This is a genomic window from Pseudomonas pergaminensis, from assembly GCF_024112395.2.
Lineage (GTDB): Bacteria > Pseudomonadota > Gammaproteobacteria > Pseudomonadales > Pseudomonadaceae > Aquipseudomonas > Aquipseudomonas pergaminensis.
Genome location: NZ_CP078013.2, coordinates 5,202,814 through 5,216,979, shown reverse-complemented (window position 1 = coordinate 5,216,979; position 14,166 = coordinate 5,202,814). Strand labels below are relative to the sequence as shown.

Sequence of the window (14,166 nt, the reverse complement as noted above, 5' to 3'; positions counted from 1 at the left end):
GCCGGCGTTATGTTTCAGGGTTTTATGGCGCGCGCTCAGAAGGTGATGGGTATGTCGAACGTCTGGAATGCGTCGTCCACCGGTTGGTAGCCCAGCACCCGCGTGGTTTCGCTGAGGTCCAGGCGTTTGAAGCGGTTGTTGGAAATGCCATGGGCGATCAGGTGCTTGACGCCCTCGGCTTCTACCGAGCGTTGCAGCAACTGCACCGCATCACGCGGGCTGAGCCAGGCGCTGAGGTCGCGGGCGTTGTTGAGGTCGTGGGTTTCGCGGAATTCGAAGGCGCCGATACGCAGGGCAATGGTCGACAACAGCGTTTTTGCCGCGTAGTAGCCGCACAGCGCCTCGCCGTAGCATTTGCTCACGCCATACAGGTTGGCGGGCATCACGGGCATGCCAGGCGTGATTTGGCGGTCCACCGGGTACCCTTCGATAGTTTGCGCGCTGCTGGCGAACACCAGGCGTTTCACGCCAGCGGCCACGGCAGCTTCGAACAGGTAGGTGGTGGCGAGGATGTTGTTGGGCAGCAGTTCTTCGAATGACGCGCTGGCGTGGGGGATGCCCGACAGGTGCACGATCACGTCGATGCCTTCGAGCAATGCCGCCAGGCTGGATCGATCGCTGAGGTCGGCGTGGACGAAGCGGTGCTCGCCCAGGTCGAAGTCCGGCGTGACGCGGTCGGTGAGGGTGAAGCGGTAGCGGTCTTGCGAGGCCTCGAAAAACGTCTTGCCGATTCTGCCGCAGGCGCCGGTGAGCAGTACGTTGAGTCCTTTCACGTGTAGCCCTTGTGGTTAGTGATGGCCGTCGAGGGCGAAGGTCTTGAACCCGGCGTGTTGGCCGAGGCGTTGATAGTACGCCGCAACGGCGGGGTAGGGCGGGCGCTCCATGGGCGTCATCTGCCAGCGGTGCACCGAGAGGCCGATAAGGATATCGGCGAGGGTGAATTCGTCGCCGGCCACGTAGGCACCTGTCTTTGCCAGCTGTTGTTCGAGAATGCCCATGCTGTCATTCCAGCGCTGCACGGCGGCGGCAATCTGCGTTGCGTCCAGGCCGTCCGGGTTGTTGCGCACAAGGGCGGTGAAGGCGTCGCCCCAGGCGCGGTTGAGTTCGATGGCTTGCCAGTCAATCCATTGCTCGACCCGGGCACGGGGTGCCGGCTCGGCGGGCAGCAGGTCATGACGCTGGTACAGGTTTACGAGGTAGCGACAAATGGTGTTGGACTCCCACAGCACGCCGTGGTCGTCAATCAGCACGGGGATCTGGGCGTTGGGGTTCAAGGCCAGGAATTCGGCGGACTGGGTGGGCTTGAAGCCGATGCCCCAGTCTTCGCGCTGGTAGTCGATGCCCAGTGCCTGGCAGGTCCAGAGTACTTTGCGCACGTTGATAGAGGACGTGCGGCCCAAGATTTTCAGTGAGTGTCCCATGGTGCTTCCCTGGCGGTGGAGAGCAGCCAATCTAGCAGGGGCAGGAGGCTACGGCGATATTTCCAAGTGGGCACAGTAAAAACTGTGGGAGCGGGCTTGCTCGCGAATGCGGTAGACCAGCCAGCTTATTTGGTGCTGACAGACCTCATTCGCGAGCAAGCCCGCTCCCACATTTTGACCGAGTAGGGCCTTAACAGCGTGGCGTGTGCTGGTCCATCGCCTTGCCCACCAACAGCACGCTCAGCTCACTGAGTTGGTGAATGGCCAGCGCGACATCGCGTTGCTTGCCGGTGAGGTCGTCGGACAGGTCGAGCAACAGGGTACTGACGGAACACACGGTTTCGTAGCTATTGATCAGCAGGGTTTCGATCGGGATATCGGGGATGACGGTGAACAGCGTGCTTGGCGGATTTTCGATTTGTTTGATCAAAGCAGTGCTCCTGGTTTAGGAGGTCCAAAAGTGGGCTACTAAACCCGATCACCGAGACATTCAGCGACCGGCAAACCTTAGAGCCCCCCCACCTCGGCGCACAAGCCGGCGGATTCTGACGTAAGCGTAGGCAAACGGGCAAGGCGCTTACCGCAATGTCAGTCGCGCCCTACAGGCGTCCTACGTGCTCTCCCGCACCTGCAACTCAAACCCTATGTCCACTACCGGCTTTACGGTTTGCGAGAGTTTTATGCCCATTGTGTCAATAGTGGGGATGAACAAACTTATGGTTTAGCAGCTAACTTTACCTTCAGCTGATTCGACGATACTGAAACTATTCTTGGTTCGCGAGATCCTGAGGTTGCTGGGCGAGGGCTAACGCCTCTCTGAAGAGGGTCCGGCTCTAACTTATAATATAGAGCCGGAAAGCAGTGAGTTGTAAAAGGGAGTGAATTAGGGGTAGGGATCTGAATGCTGTTGTATGTTGAATTCGCCTTCACATTCAGCATCTGCACCGTGGATCCTTGCGATGAAACTAAATTTGCCGGTTACATGTTCAGGCTTTTCTAGGTAGGTGTGTGTTGTTTCTCCGCGCAGAGCAGTCCAGGACCAGTCGCCTAGTCCGTAGTAACCCCATGGCGGTAGATCAGGGTTGCCGAAGTTGCCCGTGAATGTTCCTTCTTCATTAAGAAAGGTTAGAGATACTCTTGCGCGTTCACCACTGTCAAGTACTTTGTAACCTGAGATAGAGAGATATCTTCTCTCGTTATACATTCTGACTTGGTCGGCGATAAATGGGCCGATTGGCGATTTTGTTACGTTGATACTCCCTGTTGAAAAGGGGCCGTCTTCGTTGTCTTTATGAAAAATCATGAGTGAAACTCCGTTGTTTGTTTAAAGTGCTCACAGTTTTATAGTTTAACTAAAACTGTCGTCCTTATTAGGCGTCGTAAGTGAGGCATTGTCTACTGTCATAGTTGACAGTATTTTTATTGTGGGGTAATGGCTATGCTAAAAGTTTTTTTGAAGCGTTAAACAGAAGAATTTGCACCTCAGAGGTCACGCCTTTCCAGGTGCAATTTTTGTGTCAGTGGCGCGGGTTGTGTTGTCCATGGCCTTGCCTATCAGAGCACGTTCAATTCTCCAAAATTATGGCCGGCTAGACGCTCATGTGCTCTCCCGCACCTGCAACTCAAACCCCATATCCACCACCGGATTTACGGTTTGCGAGAGTTTTATGCCCATTGTGTCAATAGGGGGGGTATGAACAAACTTATGGTTTAGCAGCTAACTTTACCTTCAGCTGATTCGACGATACTGAAACTGTTCTTGGTTCGCGAGATCCTGAGGTTGCTGGGCGAGGGCTAACGCCTCTCTGAAGAGGGTCCGGCTCTAACTTTCTAATATAGAGCCGGAAAGCAGTGAGTTGTAAAAGGGAGTGAATTAGGGGACGGGATTCATAAGCCTTTGTACGTTGAATTCGCCTTCACACTCATGTTCTGTACCGCTGATACTTATGATGAAACTAAATTTGCCAGTTGCATGTTCAGGCTTGTTGAGATAGGTGTGTGTTGTTTTTCCGCGCAGAGCAGAGTGCGACCAGTTAACTATATCGTAGTAACCCCATGGTGTTACATCAGGGCCGCCAAAGTTGCCCATGAATGTTCCTTCTATAGCAAGAAAGTATAGACTTACTCCTGCGCGTTCACCTCTGTCAAGTATTGTGTCCCCTGTGACAGCGAGATATCCGAGGTCTGTATAAATTCTGACGTGGTCGGCGATAAATGGACCGTTTGGCGATTTTGTTATGTTGAAACTCCCTTTTGAAAAGAAGTTGTTTTCGTTACTTGTATAAAGCTTCATGAGTGAAACTCCTTTGTTTGTTTAAAGTGCTCACGGTTTTATAGTTTAACTAAAACTGTCGTCCTTATTACGCGTCGTAAGTGATGCGTTGTCTACTGTCATAGTTGACAGTATTTTTATTGTGGGGTAATGGCTAGGCTAAAAGTTTTTTTGAAGCGTTAAACAGAAGAATTTGCACCTCAGAGGCCACGCCTTTCAAGGTGCAATTTTTGTGTCAGTGGCGCGGGGTGTGTTGTCCACGGCCTTGCCTATCAGAGCACGTTCAACTCTTCAAAATTATGGTCGTCGGCTAGACGCTCATGTGCTCTCCCGCACCTGCAACTCAAACCCCATATCCACCACCGGATTTACGGTTTGCGAGAGTTTATGCCCATTGTGTCAATAGGGGGGGTGAACAAACTTATGGTTTAGCAGCTAACTTTACCTTCAGCTGATTCGACGATACTGAAACTGTTCTTGGTTCGCGAGAACCTGAGGTTGCTGGGCGAGGGCTAACGCCTCTCTGAAGAGGGTCCGGCTCTAACTTTCTAATATAGAGCCGGAAAAAGCAGTGAGTTGTAAAAGGAAACGAATTAGGGGTAGGGATCTGCATGCTTTTGTACGTTGAAATCGCCTTCACACTCAACATCTGTACCGTCGATCCTTACGATGAAACGAAATTTGCCGGTTGCATGTTCAGGCTTTTCGAGGTAGGTGTGTGTTGTTTCTCCTTGCCGAACCAGGTACCCCCAGTTGCCTACATTGTAGGAACCCCATGGTGGTAGATCAGGGTTGCCGAAGTTGCCCGTGAATGTTCCTTCTTTATTAAGAAAGGTTAGAGATACTCTTGCGCGTTCACCACTGTCAAGTATTTTGTAACCTGAGACATGGAGGTATCTGTTGTCTTTATCCATTCTGACTTGGTCGGTGATAAATGGACCGTCTGGCGATTTTGTTATGTTGAAATTCCCTTCTGAAAAGGGGGCGTCTTCTTTGCCTGTATAAAACTTCATGAGTGAAACTCCTTTGTTTGTTTAAAGTGCTCACAGTTTTATAGGTTAACTAAACTGTCGTCCTTATTACGCGTCGTAAGTGAGGCATTGTCTACTGTCATAGTTGACAGTATTTTATTGTGGGGTAGTGGCTAGGCTAAAAGTTTTTTTGAAGCGTTAAACAGAAAAATTTGCACCTCAGAGGGCACGCCTTTCCAGGTGCAATTTTTGTGTCAGTGGCGCGGGGTGTGTTGTCCATGGCCTTGCCTATCAGAGCACGTTCAATTCTCCAAAATTATGGCCGGCTAGACGCTCATGTGCTCTCCCGCACCTGCAACTCAAACCCCATATCCACCACCGGCTTGGCGATCTTGTTGCCCGCCATGATCGTCAACAAATGCTCCGCCGCACGCCGGCCGATCGCTTCACGCGGGGTGCTGATGCTGCTCAGGCGCGGCACCATGAACGACGACGCCGGCAAGTCGTTGAACCCCAGCACCGCCACACGCTCCGGCACTTTGATGCCATGGCGCAGGGCTTCTAGCAGCGCGCCCTGGGCCAAGTCGTCGTTGCCGAAGAAGATCGCGTCCACGTCCGGATGCGCCGCCAGCAGCTGCAAGAACAACTCGCCACCCAGGCCCACGGAGGAGGGGCGCGGTGTCAGCAGTTCCAGCGCCGGGTCATACATACCGGCCTGTTGCAGTGCGCGGCGGAAACCTTCACCCCGCAGCAGCGTGCGTTGGTCCAACTGCGCGCCAATGTACGCCAGGCGCTTGCGCCCACGGGACAGCAGGTGCGCCGCCGCCGTCTCGCCCGCCGCCAATTGCGAGAACCCTACGCAGTTCACGCCGGCGTTCGGGTCCAAATCCATCATGTACACGCAAGGCACATGGCTGGCCTCGACCATCCGTCGGGCGCTTTCGGTGCGATCAAACCCGGTCAGCAACAACCCCCGTGGCTGGTAGGCCATGTAGTTGCGCAGCAGGTTTTCTTCTTCGTCACGGGAATAGTGGGAGTTGCCGATCAGCACTTCGAAGCCCTTGGGCCGCAGCACCTGGTGGATGGCTTCGAGGGTTTCGATAAACAGCAGGTTGGACAGCGACGGTACCAACACCACGACCGAATGGCTCTGGGCCGAGGCCAGGGCGCGGGCGGCGGGGTTGACCACGTAGTTCAGTTCGGCGGCGGCCTGCTGCACCTTTTCCACCAGTTCGGTGGCGACGGTGCTGATACCGCGCAGGGCCCGGGAGGCGGTAATCGGGCTGACGCCCGCCAGGCGGGCGACTTCGTTGAGGGTCGGGCGACCCGTGGTGCGCAATTTTTTATCGTTCTTGGAGGTCATCAGGCAGCTTGCCAAACAAAAATCGAGGCACTAAGGTAGCGCTGTCTCCAGAGGGCTGCAAATTCTTGAATAACGGGTTGCCTGATCCGGTCTGAATTTGAGTAAGCCGCTTGGAGAGGATGCACGCGTCACTCCCAAAAAAAGACAAGACGGCGCGGGAAAAGCCTGTTTTTGCACTAGCCTTACAGCGTGCAAAGGTAGCGCTATCTGCGTCCTGAGGTGTTTCATGAGTCAACCTGTTACCGCCCTGGTCATCATGGGTGTTTCCGGCTGTGGCAAGTCCAGCGTCAGCGAGGCCCTGTGCCGTCTGAACGGTGCGACTGCCATCGAAGGCGACAGCTTTCACCCCGCCGCCAACATCGAAAAGATGAGCGCTGGACACCCCCTCAACGACGACGACCGCGCCGGCTGGCTCGACATCCTGTGCGATGAACTGCGCCGTTCGCTCAAAGCGGGCGAGCACCCCGTACTGACCTGTTCAGCCCTCAAGAAGAAATACCGCGACCACCTGCGCGAAGCTGCGCCGGGCCTGGGTTTCGTGTTTCTGGAGCTGACCCGCGCCGTGGCTGCCGACCGGGTGTCCCATCGCCCCGGCCATTTCATGCCGGCAAGCCTCATAGACAGCCAGTTCGCCACCCTTGAATCGCCCAAGGGCGAGCCGCTGACCCTGGCCCTCAACGCCAGTGATGACAGCGTCGAGGAACTGGCCGAGCAGACCAACGCCTGGTGGCTGCAACACGGTTTTGAACCATCCAAATAATTTTTTGCCGGAAAAGATAGCGCTATCCCCGGCAGGAAATTCAACACCCGCTTTAATAACAACAACAAACAGGAGAGACCCCCCATGTTTGGCATGTCCCACGAGTCCTACCTACTGCTTGACGCAGTCGTTACCATCATCGGGTTGATCGTTCTGATCACCAAGTTCAAGGTGCACCCGTTCATTGCGCTGATCATCGCGGCCGGCTTCCTCGGCCTGACTTCGGGCATGCCCGTGGACAAGATCATCAAGGCGTTCCAGGACGGTTTCGGCGGGGTGCTCGGCTTTGTCGGCATTATCCTTGCGCTGGGCACGATGCTCGGCAAGATGATGGCCGAATCCGGCGGTGCCGACCAGATCGCCCAGACCCTGATCCGCGCCTTTGGCAAAGAGAAGGTCCAGTGGGCCATGATGTTCGCCGCGTTCCTGGTGGGCATCCCGCTGTTCTTCGAGATCGGCTTTGTGCTGTTGATCCCGCTGGTGTTCATCGTCGCGCGCCGTACGGGTGTGTCGCTGATCAAGATCGGCATCCCGCTGCTGGCCGGCCTGTCGGCGGTACACGGCCTGGTGCCACCGCACCCCGGCCCGTTGCTGGCCATCGGCGTGTTTGGCGCCGACATCGGCAAGACCATCCTGTACGGCCTGATCGTCGCTTTGCCGACCGCCATCATCGCCGGCCCGATCTTCGGTACGTTCATCGCCAAGTACATCCCGGGCAACCCGTCCCAAGAACTGGTCGATCAACTGGCCCGCGAACCTGAGAACAAAGACCTGCCGAGCTTCGGCATCACCCTGGTCACCGTGCTGCTGCCGGTGTTCCTGATGCTGCTGAAAACCTTCGCCGACATCGCGTTTGCCGAAGGCAACGTGGTGCGCAACTGGATGGACATGATCGGTCACCCGATCACCGCGCTGTTGCTGGCGTTGCTGCTGTCGCTGTACACCTTTGGCCATCGCCAGGGCATCCATTCCAAGCAGATCCTCAAGTTGCTCGACGCCAGCCTGGCGCCGACCGCTGCGATCATCCTGATCATCGGTGCCGGTGGTGGCTTCAAGCAGATGCTGGTGACCAGCGGCGTGGGTGATGTGATCGGCCACATGGCGGTGAATGCACAGATCAACCCGATCCTGCTGGCGTGGCTGGTGGCGGCGGTGATTCGTGTGGCAACCGGTTCGGCCACTGTGGCCACCATTACTGGCGCGGGCATCGTGGTGCCGGTGGTGGGGATGATTCCGGGGGTTAACCGTGAGCTGTTGGTGTTGGCGACGGGGGCGGGTTCGTTGATCCTGTCTCACGTCAACGATGCCGGGTTCTGGCTGGTGAAGCAGTACTTCAACATGACCGTGGCCGAGACGTTCAAGACCTGGACGGCGATGGAAACCATCCTGTCTATCGTGGCCCTGATCTTCATCATGTTGTTGTCGTTGGTGGTCTAAGCCGCACCACCGTTACCCATGTGGTAACCCGATCAAATGTGGGAGCTGGCTTGCCTGCGATGCAGACACCTCGGTGTAGCAGATACACCGAGGTGATGCTATCGCAGGCAAGCCAGCTCCCACATTTTTGATCACCTTTCTACAGGTGGATTGCGTCAGGCTTTGGTGACCAGCCCATCCGCCCGGAACATCCCGCGAATCCCGCGCACCGCCTGGCGAATCCGGTCCTGGTTCTCGATCAGCGCAAAGCGCACGTGATCATCGCCATACTCGCCAAAGCCGATGCCCGGCGACACACACACCTTCGCCTCCAGCAGCAACTTCTTGGCAAATTCCAGCGAACCCAGGGCGGCATACTGCTCGGGAATCTTCGCCCAGACGTACATCGACGCCTTCGGATTTTCCACCATCCAGCCCAGTTCATGCAGGCCCTTGACCAGCACATTGCGGCGTTGGCGGTACTGCTCGGCGATGTCTTTCACGCATTGCTGGTCGCCTTCGAGCGCCGCAATGGCTGCCACCTGCAGCGGGGTGAAGGTGCCGTAGTCGTGGTAGCTCTTGATCCGCGCCAGGGCGTTGACCAGTTCCGGGTTGCCGACCATGAAGCCGATGCGCCAGCCGGCCATGTTGTAGCTCTTGGACAGGGTGAAAAACTCCACCGCGATGTCCTTGGCACCGGGCACCTGCATGATCGACGGGGCCTTCCAGCCGTCGTAGACGATGTCGGCATAGGCCAGGTCATGCACCACCAGCACGTCGTACTGCTTGGCCAGCGCAATCACGCGCTCGAAGAAGTCCAGTTCCACGCACTGCGCGGTCGGGTTGGACGGGAAACCGAGGATCATCATCTTCGGCTTGGGGATCGAGCCGCGAATCGCGCGTTCCAGTTCGGCGAAGAAATCCACGCCCGGAATCAGCGGCACCGAGCGCACCTGGGCGCCGGCAATCACGGCACCGTAGATATGAATCGGGTAGCTGGGGTTGGGCACCAGTACGGTGTCGCCCTGGTCCAGGGTGGCCAGCATCAAGTGCGCCAGGCCTTCCTTGGAACCGATGGTGACGATGGCTTCCGACTCGGGGTCGATGTCCACTTCATAGCGGTCCTTGTACCAGCGCGAAATAGCCCGGCGCAGACGCGGAATGCCTTTGGAGGTGGAGTAGCCGTGGGTGTCTTCGCGCTGGGCGACGGTGACCATTTTCTCCACGATGTGGGGAGGCGTGGCGCCGTCTGGGTTACCCATGCTCAAGTCGATGATGTCTTCGCCGCGCCGACGCGCAGCCATCTTCAGCTCGGCAGTGATATTGAAAACATACGGGGGGAGTCGATCTATGCGCGCAAAGCGGCGCGGCGAACCTTGGTCGGCCATTGTTGCCTCGAGAGTACGTAAGCGCCCGGAACCGTCCGAGCGACGTCGGCCACTGCGGTGGCCTGCGGGGCAGACAATACGGTCGATGATGGCCAGTTGTCCAGATGCGCAGGAAAATTTTCTGCATGGAGTACAGCGTGGATATGCCCCTATACTCGATGCGGGTTTGTTCCCTCATAAGAAGGAGACTGTTCGTATGGATCAGCAGACAAAACAACCGTTAGAGCCACGCATGGAAGCCGGTAAAGCCCTGGTGATCGCCGGGGTGCAAGGGCGTTATTCGAAGGCCACCGTGGGCGATATCCCCAAGCTGTGGGAGTTGTTCGACACCTGCATCAAGGACATCAAAAAGCGCGTGGGCGGTGTGACTTATGGTGTTTGCCATAACCCCAAGCATGGCGAATTCGACTACATGGCCGGGGTCGAAGTCCCCACCAAAGGCGACGTACCAAGCAACTTCGAGTCCATCGAGATTCCGCCGCTCAACTATGCCGTGTTCGCGCATTACGGGCCGGTGCAGGCACTGGAGCAAACGTACGAGCGCATCATGTTCGAATGGCTGCCGCATTCAGGCTACAAGGTGATGGGCGCGGATTTCGAGCGCTACAGCGCCGACTTTGACGCGCGCAAAGGCACCGGTACGGTAGAGATCTGGCTGCCCGTGGGCGAACGAGGCTGACCACGACCGCGTAGGAGCCGGCAAGCCGGCTCCTGCAGTGGTATCAATACAGCGTGCTTCTGACTCGCTCGGGCATCTCCCGGTCATAGGCTTCGGCGTCAAACTGCCCATCGTTGAGCCGCTTGTGAAGCGCCCCCGCCGACGGCAATGCCGAGCGGTCCAGATGCTTCTCGGGGTTCCAGCAGTCCGAGCGCACAAACGCCTTGGAGCAGTGGAAATACGCGGCCTCCACCTGCACCAGAATCACCGAGCGCGCTGGCTTGCCGTTCACTGCAAAACTCTCCAGCAGCTGCGGCTCGATGGAAATCTGCGCCCGGCCGTTCACACGCAAGGTCTCGCCGACCCCCGGGATGATGAACAGCAACGCAATGCGCGGGTCCTGCACCAGGTTGCGCAGGGTATCCAGGCGATTGTTCCCCGGCCGATCCGGGATCGCCAAGGTGCGCTCATCCACAATCCGCACAAACCCCGGCACATCACCGCGCGGCGAACCGTCGATACCCTCCGGCCCGGACGAACTCACCACCACCAACGGCGAAGCCCGCACCATGGCCTGGTAGTCCTCGTTGAGAAACGGAATTTCCTTGCGCACGGCGCGCTCGTGGGGAAGGCCGTAGAGGGTTTCGAGTTGTTCGAGGGTTGTCAGCATGCTTACCACCTCCTTATCGTTCAAAATACTAACGCCAGCCGGCGTTCATACCCAATACGCCCCTTATACGCCTCCCCGCTGTCCACCCACCCAGCTCTCAGATACAACCCCGTCGCCGCCACATTGTCCGCGTCCACCGACAATTCCAGGCCCTTGATCTGCGGCCACGCTTCCAGTGCTGCCGCCGGTAGGGCTTGCAAGCAGGCCTTGCCGAATCCGCGCCCTTGTTGATGCCGATCCACCTGCAACGCGTGCAAGGTCGCGCTGTGTTCATCGGCCCAGTGGGGCAGGCAGGGTGGGCGTTTGAGCAGCAGGAAGGCCACGGGCAGGTCGTCGGCGAGCAGGGCGAAGCCTTTGATGGCGCCGGGGTTGGGGTTGACCAGCAGGCTGTTCAGCGCACAGTAGATATCACCGGAGTACGCCAGTTGCTCGGGATGCACTTGCAGGGTGTCGAGTTGCTGTTTCTGCACAAGGCTCAGCGTCTCATAGGGGACGAGGCGGGTTTCCATCGGTGGCGCATCCGAAATCCTACAAAGAGGCGTGGATTCTAGCGGGTTTGCCGGGGGCGAAATTATTTTTCAGTGGCTTGTCGATTTGCCGCTGGCTTGTTCGATTAAGGGTGTATTCCGCGCTTTTCCACCCGAAGGAGTCTCACCATGAGCACCGCCATCAGCACCCTGATCGAGCAATGGAAACACGCCGTCACCGCAAAGGACGTCGACAAAATTGTCAGCTTCTACGCCGACGATATCGTCGCGTTCGACGCCGTTAGCGCCCTGCAATTCAAGGGCAAGGCCGCCTACCAGGCGCATTGGAAGGCGTGCATGGAGTTCTGCCCTGGCCCCGGCGTGTTTGACTTTCATGAGCTGCAGATCGTCGCCGCAGACGACAGCGCCTTTGCCCACTGGCTTGCCCACTGCGGTGGCACCGGGCCGGATGGCGTGCTCAAGACCTGCTGGATGCGTGTGACGGCCGGCTACCAGCGCATCAATGGCCAGTGGAAGGTGGTGCATGAGCATTGGTCTGCGCCGTTCGACATGGCAACCGGCGCCGGTCTGTTTGACCTGAAACCTTGACCACCGCGATCTATAGTCAGTAGTCCGAAAACGGAGAACGCCATGAAATACCTGTGCCTGGTCTACAGCGACGAAGCGTTGCTGCACAGCCTGCCCGACAGCCCCAAGGACCCGGAATGCCATGCTTACGCCGAAGCCGTTCACGGCAGTGGGCGCATGCTGGCTGCCGAAGCGCTGGAGTCGGTCGCCACCGCCACCACCGTGCGCATGCGCAATGGCAAGCTGTCGATCACCGACGGGCCGTTTGCCGAAACCAAGGAGCAGCTCGCCGGCTTCTACCTGATCGAGGCGCGGGATTTGAACGAAGCGATCCAGGTGGCCGGCGGTATTCCGGCTGCCCGGGTTGGCAGTGTGGAAGTGCGCCCCGTGCGCGAATTGAATCTCTGAACAACAACCATAAGACTCAAGAGGTTTACCCCATGTCTACGCAACCTGCCGAGTTTGAACTGTCCATCAGCCGCGTCATCGATGCACCGCGCAGCCGCGTGTTCCGTGCCTGGACCGAGCCCAGCTTGCTCCAACAATGGTGGGGCCCCCACGGCATGACCACCCCCGAGTGCGAAATGAACCTGTGGGTCGGTGGCCTGTTCCGCACCCTGATGCGCGCGCCCGACGGCGCCGAATACCCGACCCAAGGCGTGTTCCTGGAAATCGTCGCGCCACGGCGGCTGGTGTTCACGGACGCCTTCGCGCCGGGCTGGATTCCGTCGGGCAAGCCGTTCATGACCGCCGAAGTGACCCTGCAGGAAGTCGAAGGCAACAAGACCCTCTACACCGCCCGCGCCATGCACTGGAGCGCCGAAGACAAACAGGCGCACGAAGCGATGGGCTTTCACGATGGCTGGGGCCAGAGCCTGGACCGCCTGGTGACGCTGGTGACCCAGGGCATGGGCGATTGACCCTCGCGATCGATGCTCTCTACCGCAGCGAATCGCGCCGGGTACTGGCGACGCTGATTCGCTTGCTGGGCGACTTCGATTTGGCCGAGGAGGCCCTGCACGAGGCCTTTCTGGTCGCGGTGCAACGGTGGCCGCTGGACGGTGTGCCGGACAATCCACGGGCGTGGCTGGTGTCCACTGGGCGCTTCAAGGCCATCGACCGGCTGCGCCGCCAGGCCCGTTTTACCCCGCTGTTGCAGGAGCAGGCCGACGCACTGGAGGCGGCTGACTGGAGTGACGAAGACGTGGAAGACGACCGCCTGCGCCTGATCTTCACCTGCTGCCACCCGGCGCTGGCGGCGGATGCCCAGGCCGCGCTGACCTTGCGTGAGATCTGCGACCTCACCACCGAGGAAATCGCCCGGGCATTCCTGGCCACGCCCACCACCATTGCCCAGCGCATCGTGCGGGCCAAGGGCAAGATCCGCGAGGCGAAAATCCCTTATCAGGTGCCATCCCGTGATGAGTTGCCCGAACGACTGGACAGCGTGTTACGCGTGATTTACCTGGTGTTCAACGAAGGGTATTCGGCGTCCATGGGCGCTGACCTGACCCGTGAAGAGTTGACGCGCGAAGCCATTCGACTGGGGCGTTTGCTCATGGAGTTGCTGCCCGAGCCGGAAGTGATGGGGCTGCTGGCGCTGATGCTGTTGCATGAATCCCGCCGCTCGGCGCGCACCTCGGCCAACGGAGAGTTGGTGCTACTGAATGAGCAGGACCGCTCGCTGTGGGACGCAGCCCTGATTGCCGAAGGCTGCGCGTTGGCAGAGCAGGCGCTGGGCACTCGGCGCTTTGGCCCGTATGGCTTGCAGGCGGCCATCGCGGCAGTGCATGCCGAAGCCACGCGTGCAGATGAAACGGACTGGCCGCAAATCGTCGGGCTCTACGATGTGTTGCTCAGGGCCGTGCCCTCACCGGTGATCGAACTGAACCGCGCCGTGGCGCTGGCCATGCGCGACGGTCCGTTGGCAGGGTTGCAGCAGGTGGAGAGGATTCTGGCGCGGGGCGAGTTGTTGGAGTACCACTTGGCGCATTCGGCGCAGGGCGAGTTTTGTCGGCAATTGGGGCGCGTCGAGGAGGCGCGCGCAGCCTACGAAAAAGCCCTGTCACTGACCCAGCAAGCCCCGGAAAAACGCTTCCTCGAAAGGCGCCTGGCCGAGCTGCATTCCCGCCAACACTGATGGTCCGCATGTAGGCGCTGGCAAGCCAGCTCCCACATTGAACCGCGTTGTT

17 protein-coding genes are annotated in these 14,166 nt (G+C 58.3%); 7 read left to right on the top strand and 10 right to left on the bottom strand.

The features are described from left to right. Window positions 1-35 precede the first annotated feature (35 nt). The 7 genes from KUA23_RS23700 to gntR all read right to left on the bottom strand — a co-directional run bounded on the left by KUA23_RS23700 (window position 36) and on the right by gntR (window position 6,030). Window positions 36-773 (bottom strand): NAD-dependent epimerase/dehydratase family protein, encoded by a 738-nt coding sequence (locus tag KUA23_RS23700; RefSeq protein WP_252992950.1) that lies wholly within the window; start codon window positions 771-773, stop codon window positions 36-38. Window positions 774-788: 15 nt separating this feature from the next. After that, on the bottom strand, window positions 789-1,421 hold the full coding sequence (locus tag KUA23_RS23695; RefSeq protein WP_252992949.1) for a glutathione S-transferase family protein: 633 nt from the start codon (window positions 1,419-1,421) through the stop codon (window positions 789-791). Between the two features lie 190 nt (window positions 1,422-1,611). Further along, window positions 1,612-1,851 (bottom strand): DUF6124 family protein, encoded by a 240-nt coding sequence (locus KUA23_RS23690; protein ID WP_099494327.1) that lies wholly within the window; start codon window positions 1,849-1,851, stop codon window positions 1,612-1,614. 453 nt (window positions 1,852-2,304) lie between these two features. Next, window positions 2,305-2,724 carry a hypothetical protein gene (locus KUA23_RS23685; RefSeq protein ID WP_252992948.1) on the bottom strand — a complete coding sequence of 140 codons (420 nt, stop codon included), beginning with the start codon at window positions 2,722-2,724 and terminating at the stop codon, window positions 2,305-2,307. 570 nt (window positions 2,725-3,294) lie between these two features. After that, a complete protein-coding gene (locus tag KUA23_RS23680) occupies window positions 3,295-3,714 on the bottom strand; it encodes a hypothetical protein (protein ID WP_252992947.1) in 420 nt (139 codons plus the stop codon). Window positions 3,715-4,286: 572 nt separating this feature from the next. Then, on the bottom strand, window positions 4,287-4,706 hold the full coding sequence (locus tag KUA23_RS23675; protein ID WP_252992946.1) for a hypothetical protein: 420 nt from the start codon (window positions 4,704-4,706) through the stop codon (window positions 4,287-4,289). Window positions 4,707-4,998: 292 nt separating this feature from the next. Next, complete coding sequence (gene gntR, locus KUA23_RS23670) at window positions 4,999-6,030, bottom strand: HTH-type transcriptional regulator GntR (RefSeq protein WP_177409545.1); 1,032 nt, start codon at window positions 6,028-6,030, stop codon at window positions 4,999-5,001. A 223-nt stretch (window positions 6,031-6,253) separates the two neighbouring features. On the opposite strand from gntR, the gene KUA23_RS23665 reads away from it, so the two are divergent. Together KUA23_RS23665 and KUA23_RS23660 are read left to right on the top strand one after the other, a co-directional pair. Further along, window positions 6,254-6,787 (top strand): gluconokinase, encoded by a 534-nt coding sequence (locus tag KUA23_RS23665; protein ID WP_099494329.1) that lies wholly within the window; start codon window positions 6,254-6,256, stop codon window positions 6,785-6,787. A gap of 84 nt (window positions 6,788-6,871) precedes the next feature. Then, window positions 6,872-8,224, top strand: a complete 1,353-nt coding sequence (locus KUA23_RS23660) for a GntP family permease (protein ID WP_069078116.1) — start codon at window positions 6,872-6,874, stop codon at window positions 8,222-8,224. Between the two features lie 155 nt (window positions 8,225-8,379). On the opposite strand, the gene alaC is transcribed toward KUA23_RS23660, so the two are convergent. Next, window positions 8,380-9,591 carry an alanine transaminase gene (gene alaC, locus KUA23_RS23655; RefSeq protein ID WP_078049940.1) on the bottom strand — a complete coding sequence of 404 codons (1,212 nt, stop codon included), beginning with the start codon at window positions 9,589-9,591 and terminating at the stop codon, window positions 8,380-8,382. A 196-nt stretch (window positions 9,592-9,787) separates the two neighbouring features. On the opposite strand from alaC, the gene KUA23_RS23650 reads away from it, so the two are divergent. Continuing rightward, window positions 9,788-10,270 (top strand): GyrI-like domain-containing protein, encoded by a 483-nt coding sequence (locus KUA23_RS23650; protein ID WP_100492250.1) that lies wholly within the window; start codon window positions 9,788-9,790, stop codon window positions 10,268-10,270. A gap of 43 nt (window positions 10,271-10,313) precedes the next feature. Here KUA23_RS23650 and KUA23_RS23645 read toward each other — a convergent pair whose 3' ends face one another. Together KUA23_RS23645 and KUA23_RS23640 are read right to left on the bottom strand one after the other, a co-directional pair. Continuing rightward, window positions 10,314-10,919 (bottom strand): pyridoxamine 5'-phosphate oxidase family protein, encoded by a 606-nt coding sequence (locus KUA23_RS23645; RefSeq protein WP_252992945.1) that lies wholly within the window; start codon window positions 10,917-10,919, stop codon window positions 10,314-10,316. Between the two features lie 20 nt (window positions 10,920-10,939). Continuing rightward, complete coding sequence (locus KUA23_RS23640) at window positions 10,940-11,428, bottom strand: GNAT family N-acetyltransferase (protein WP_252992944.1); 489 nt, start codon at window positions 11,426-11,428, stop codon at window positions 10,940-10,942. 147 nt (window positions 11,429-11,575) lie between these two features. Here KUA23_RS23640 and KUA23_RS23635 point away from each other — a divergent pair, with 147 nt between their 5' ends. The 4 genes from KUA23_RS23635 to KUA23_RS23620 are packed head-to-tail and all read left to right on the top strand — an operon-like array spanning window position 11,576 to window position 14,114. Further along, the gene (locus KUA23_RS23635; protein ID WP_099494333.1) at window positions 11,576-11,995 is read left to right on the top strand and encodes a YybH family protein; all 420 of its coding nucleotides are present in this window, start codon (window positions 11,576-11,578) and stop codon (window positions 11,993-11,995) included. 42 nt (window positions 11,996-12,037) lie between these two features. Further along, complete coding sequence (locus tag KUA23_RS23630; protein ID WP_078049935.1) at window positions 12,038-12,382, top strand: YciI family protein; 345 nt, start codon at window positions 12,038-12,040, stop codon at window positions 12,380-12,382. Between the two features lie 32 nt (window positions 12,383-12,414). Then, the gene (locus KUA23_RS23625; RefSeq protein ID WP_078049934.1) at window positions 12,415-12,894 is read left to right on the top strand and encodes an SRPBCC family protein; all 480 of its coding nucleotides are present in this window, start codon (window positions 12,415-12,417) and stop codon (window positions 12,892-12,894) included. Then, window positions 12,891-14,114, top strand: a complete 1,224-nt coding sequence (locus KUA23_RS23620) for an RNA polymerase sigma factor (protein WP_252992943.1) — start codon at window positions 12,891-12,893, stop codon at window positions 14,112-14,114. Before KUA23_RS23625 ends, KUA23_RS23620 begins: the two co-directional genes overlap by 4 nt. Window positions 14,115-14,166 lie beyond the last annotated feature (52 nt).

Excerpts from the sequence above, each read along its gene's own strand:
- KUA23_RS23695 (WP_252992949.1), bottom strand. The coding sequence starts at position 1,421 with ATGGGACACTCACTGAAAATCTTGGGCCGCACGTCCTCTATCAACGTG.
- KUA23_RS23685 (WP_252992948.1), bottom strand. The coding sequence starts at position 2,724 with ATGATTTTTCATAAAGACAACGAAGACGGCCCCTTTTCAACAGGGAGT.
- KUA23_RS23680 (WP_252992947.1), bottom strand. The coding sequence starts at position 3,714 with ATGAAGCTTTATACAAGTAACGAAAACAACTTCTTTTCAAAAGGGAGT.
- KUA23_RS23675 (WP_252992946.1), bottom strand. The coding sequence starts at position 4,706 with ATGAAGTTTTATACAGGCAAAGAAGACGCCCCCTTTTCAGAAGGGAAT.
- KUA23_RS23665 (WP_099494329.1), top strand. The coding sequence starts at position 6,254 with ATGAGTCAACCTGTTACCGCCCTGGTCATCATGGGTGTTTCCGGCTGT.
- KUA23_RS23660 (WP_069078116.1), top strand. The coding sequence starts at position 6,872 with ATGTTTGGCATGTCCCACGAGTCCTACCTACTGCTTGACGCAGTCGTT.
- alaC (WP_078049940.1), bottom strand. The coding sequence starts at position 9,591 with ATGGCCGACCAAGGTTCGCCGCGCCGCTTTGCGCGCATAGATCGACTC.
- KUA23_RS23650 (WP_100492250.1), top strand. The coding sequence starts at position 9,788 with ATGGATCAGCAGACAAAACAACCGTTAGAGCCACGCATGGAAGCCGGT.
- KUA23_RS23645 (WP_252992945.1), bottom strand. The coding sequence starts at position 10,919 with ATGCTGACAACCCTCGAACAACTCGAAACCCTCTACGGCCTTCCCCAC.
- KUA23_RS23640 (WP_252992944.1), bottom strand. The coding sequence starts at position 11,428 with ATGGAAACCCGCCTCGTCCCCTATGAGACGCTGAGCCTTGTGCAGAAA.
- KUA23_RS23635 (WP_099494333.1), top strand. The coding sequence starts at position 11,576 with ATGAGCACCGCCATCAGCACCCTGATCGAGCAATGGAAACACGCCGTC.
- KUA23_RS23630 (WP_078049935.1), top strand. The coding sequence starts at position 12,038 with ATGAAATACCTGTGCCTGGTCTACAGCGACGAAGCGTTGCTGCACAGC.
- KUA23_RS23625 (WP_078049934.1), top strand. The coding sequence starts at position 12,415 with ATGTCTACGCAACCTGCCGAGTTTGAACTGTCCATCAGCCGCGTCATC.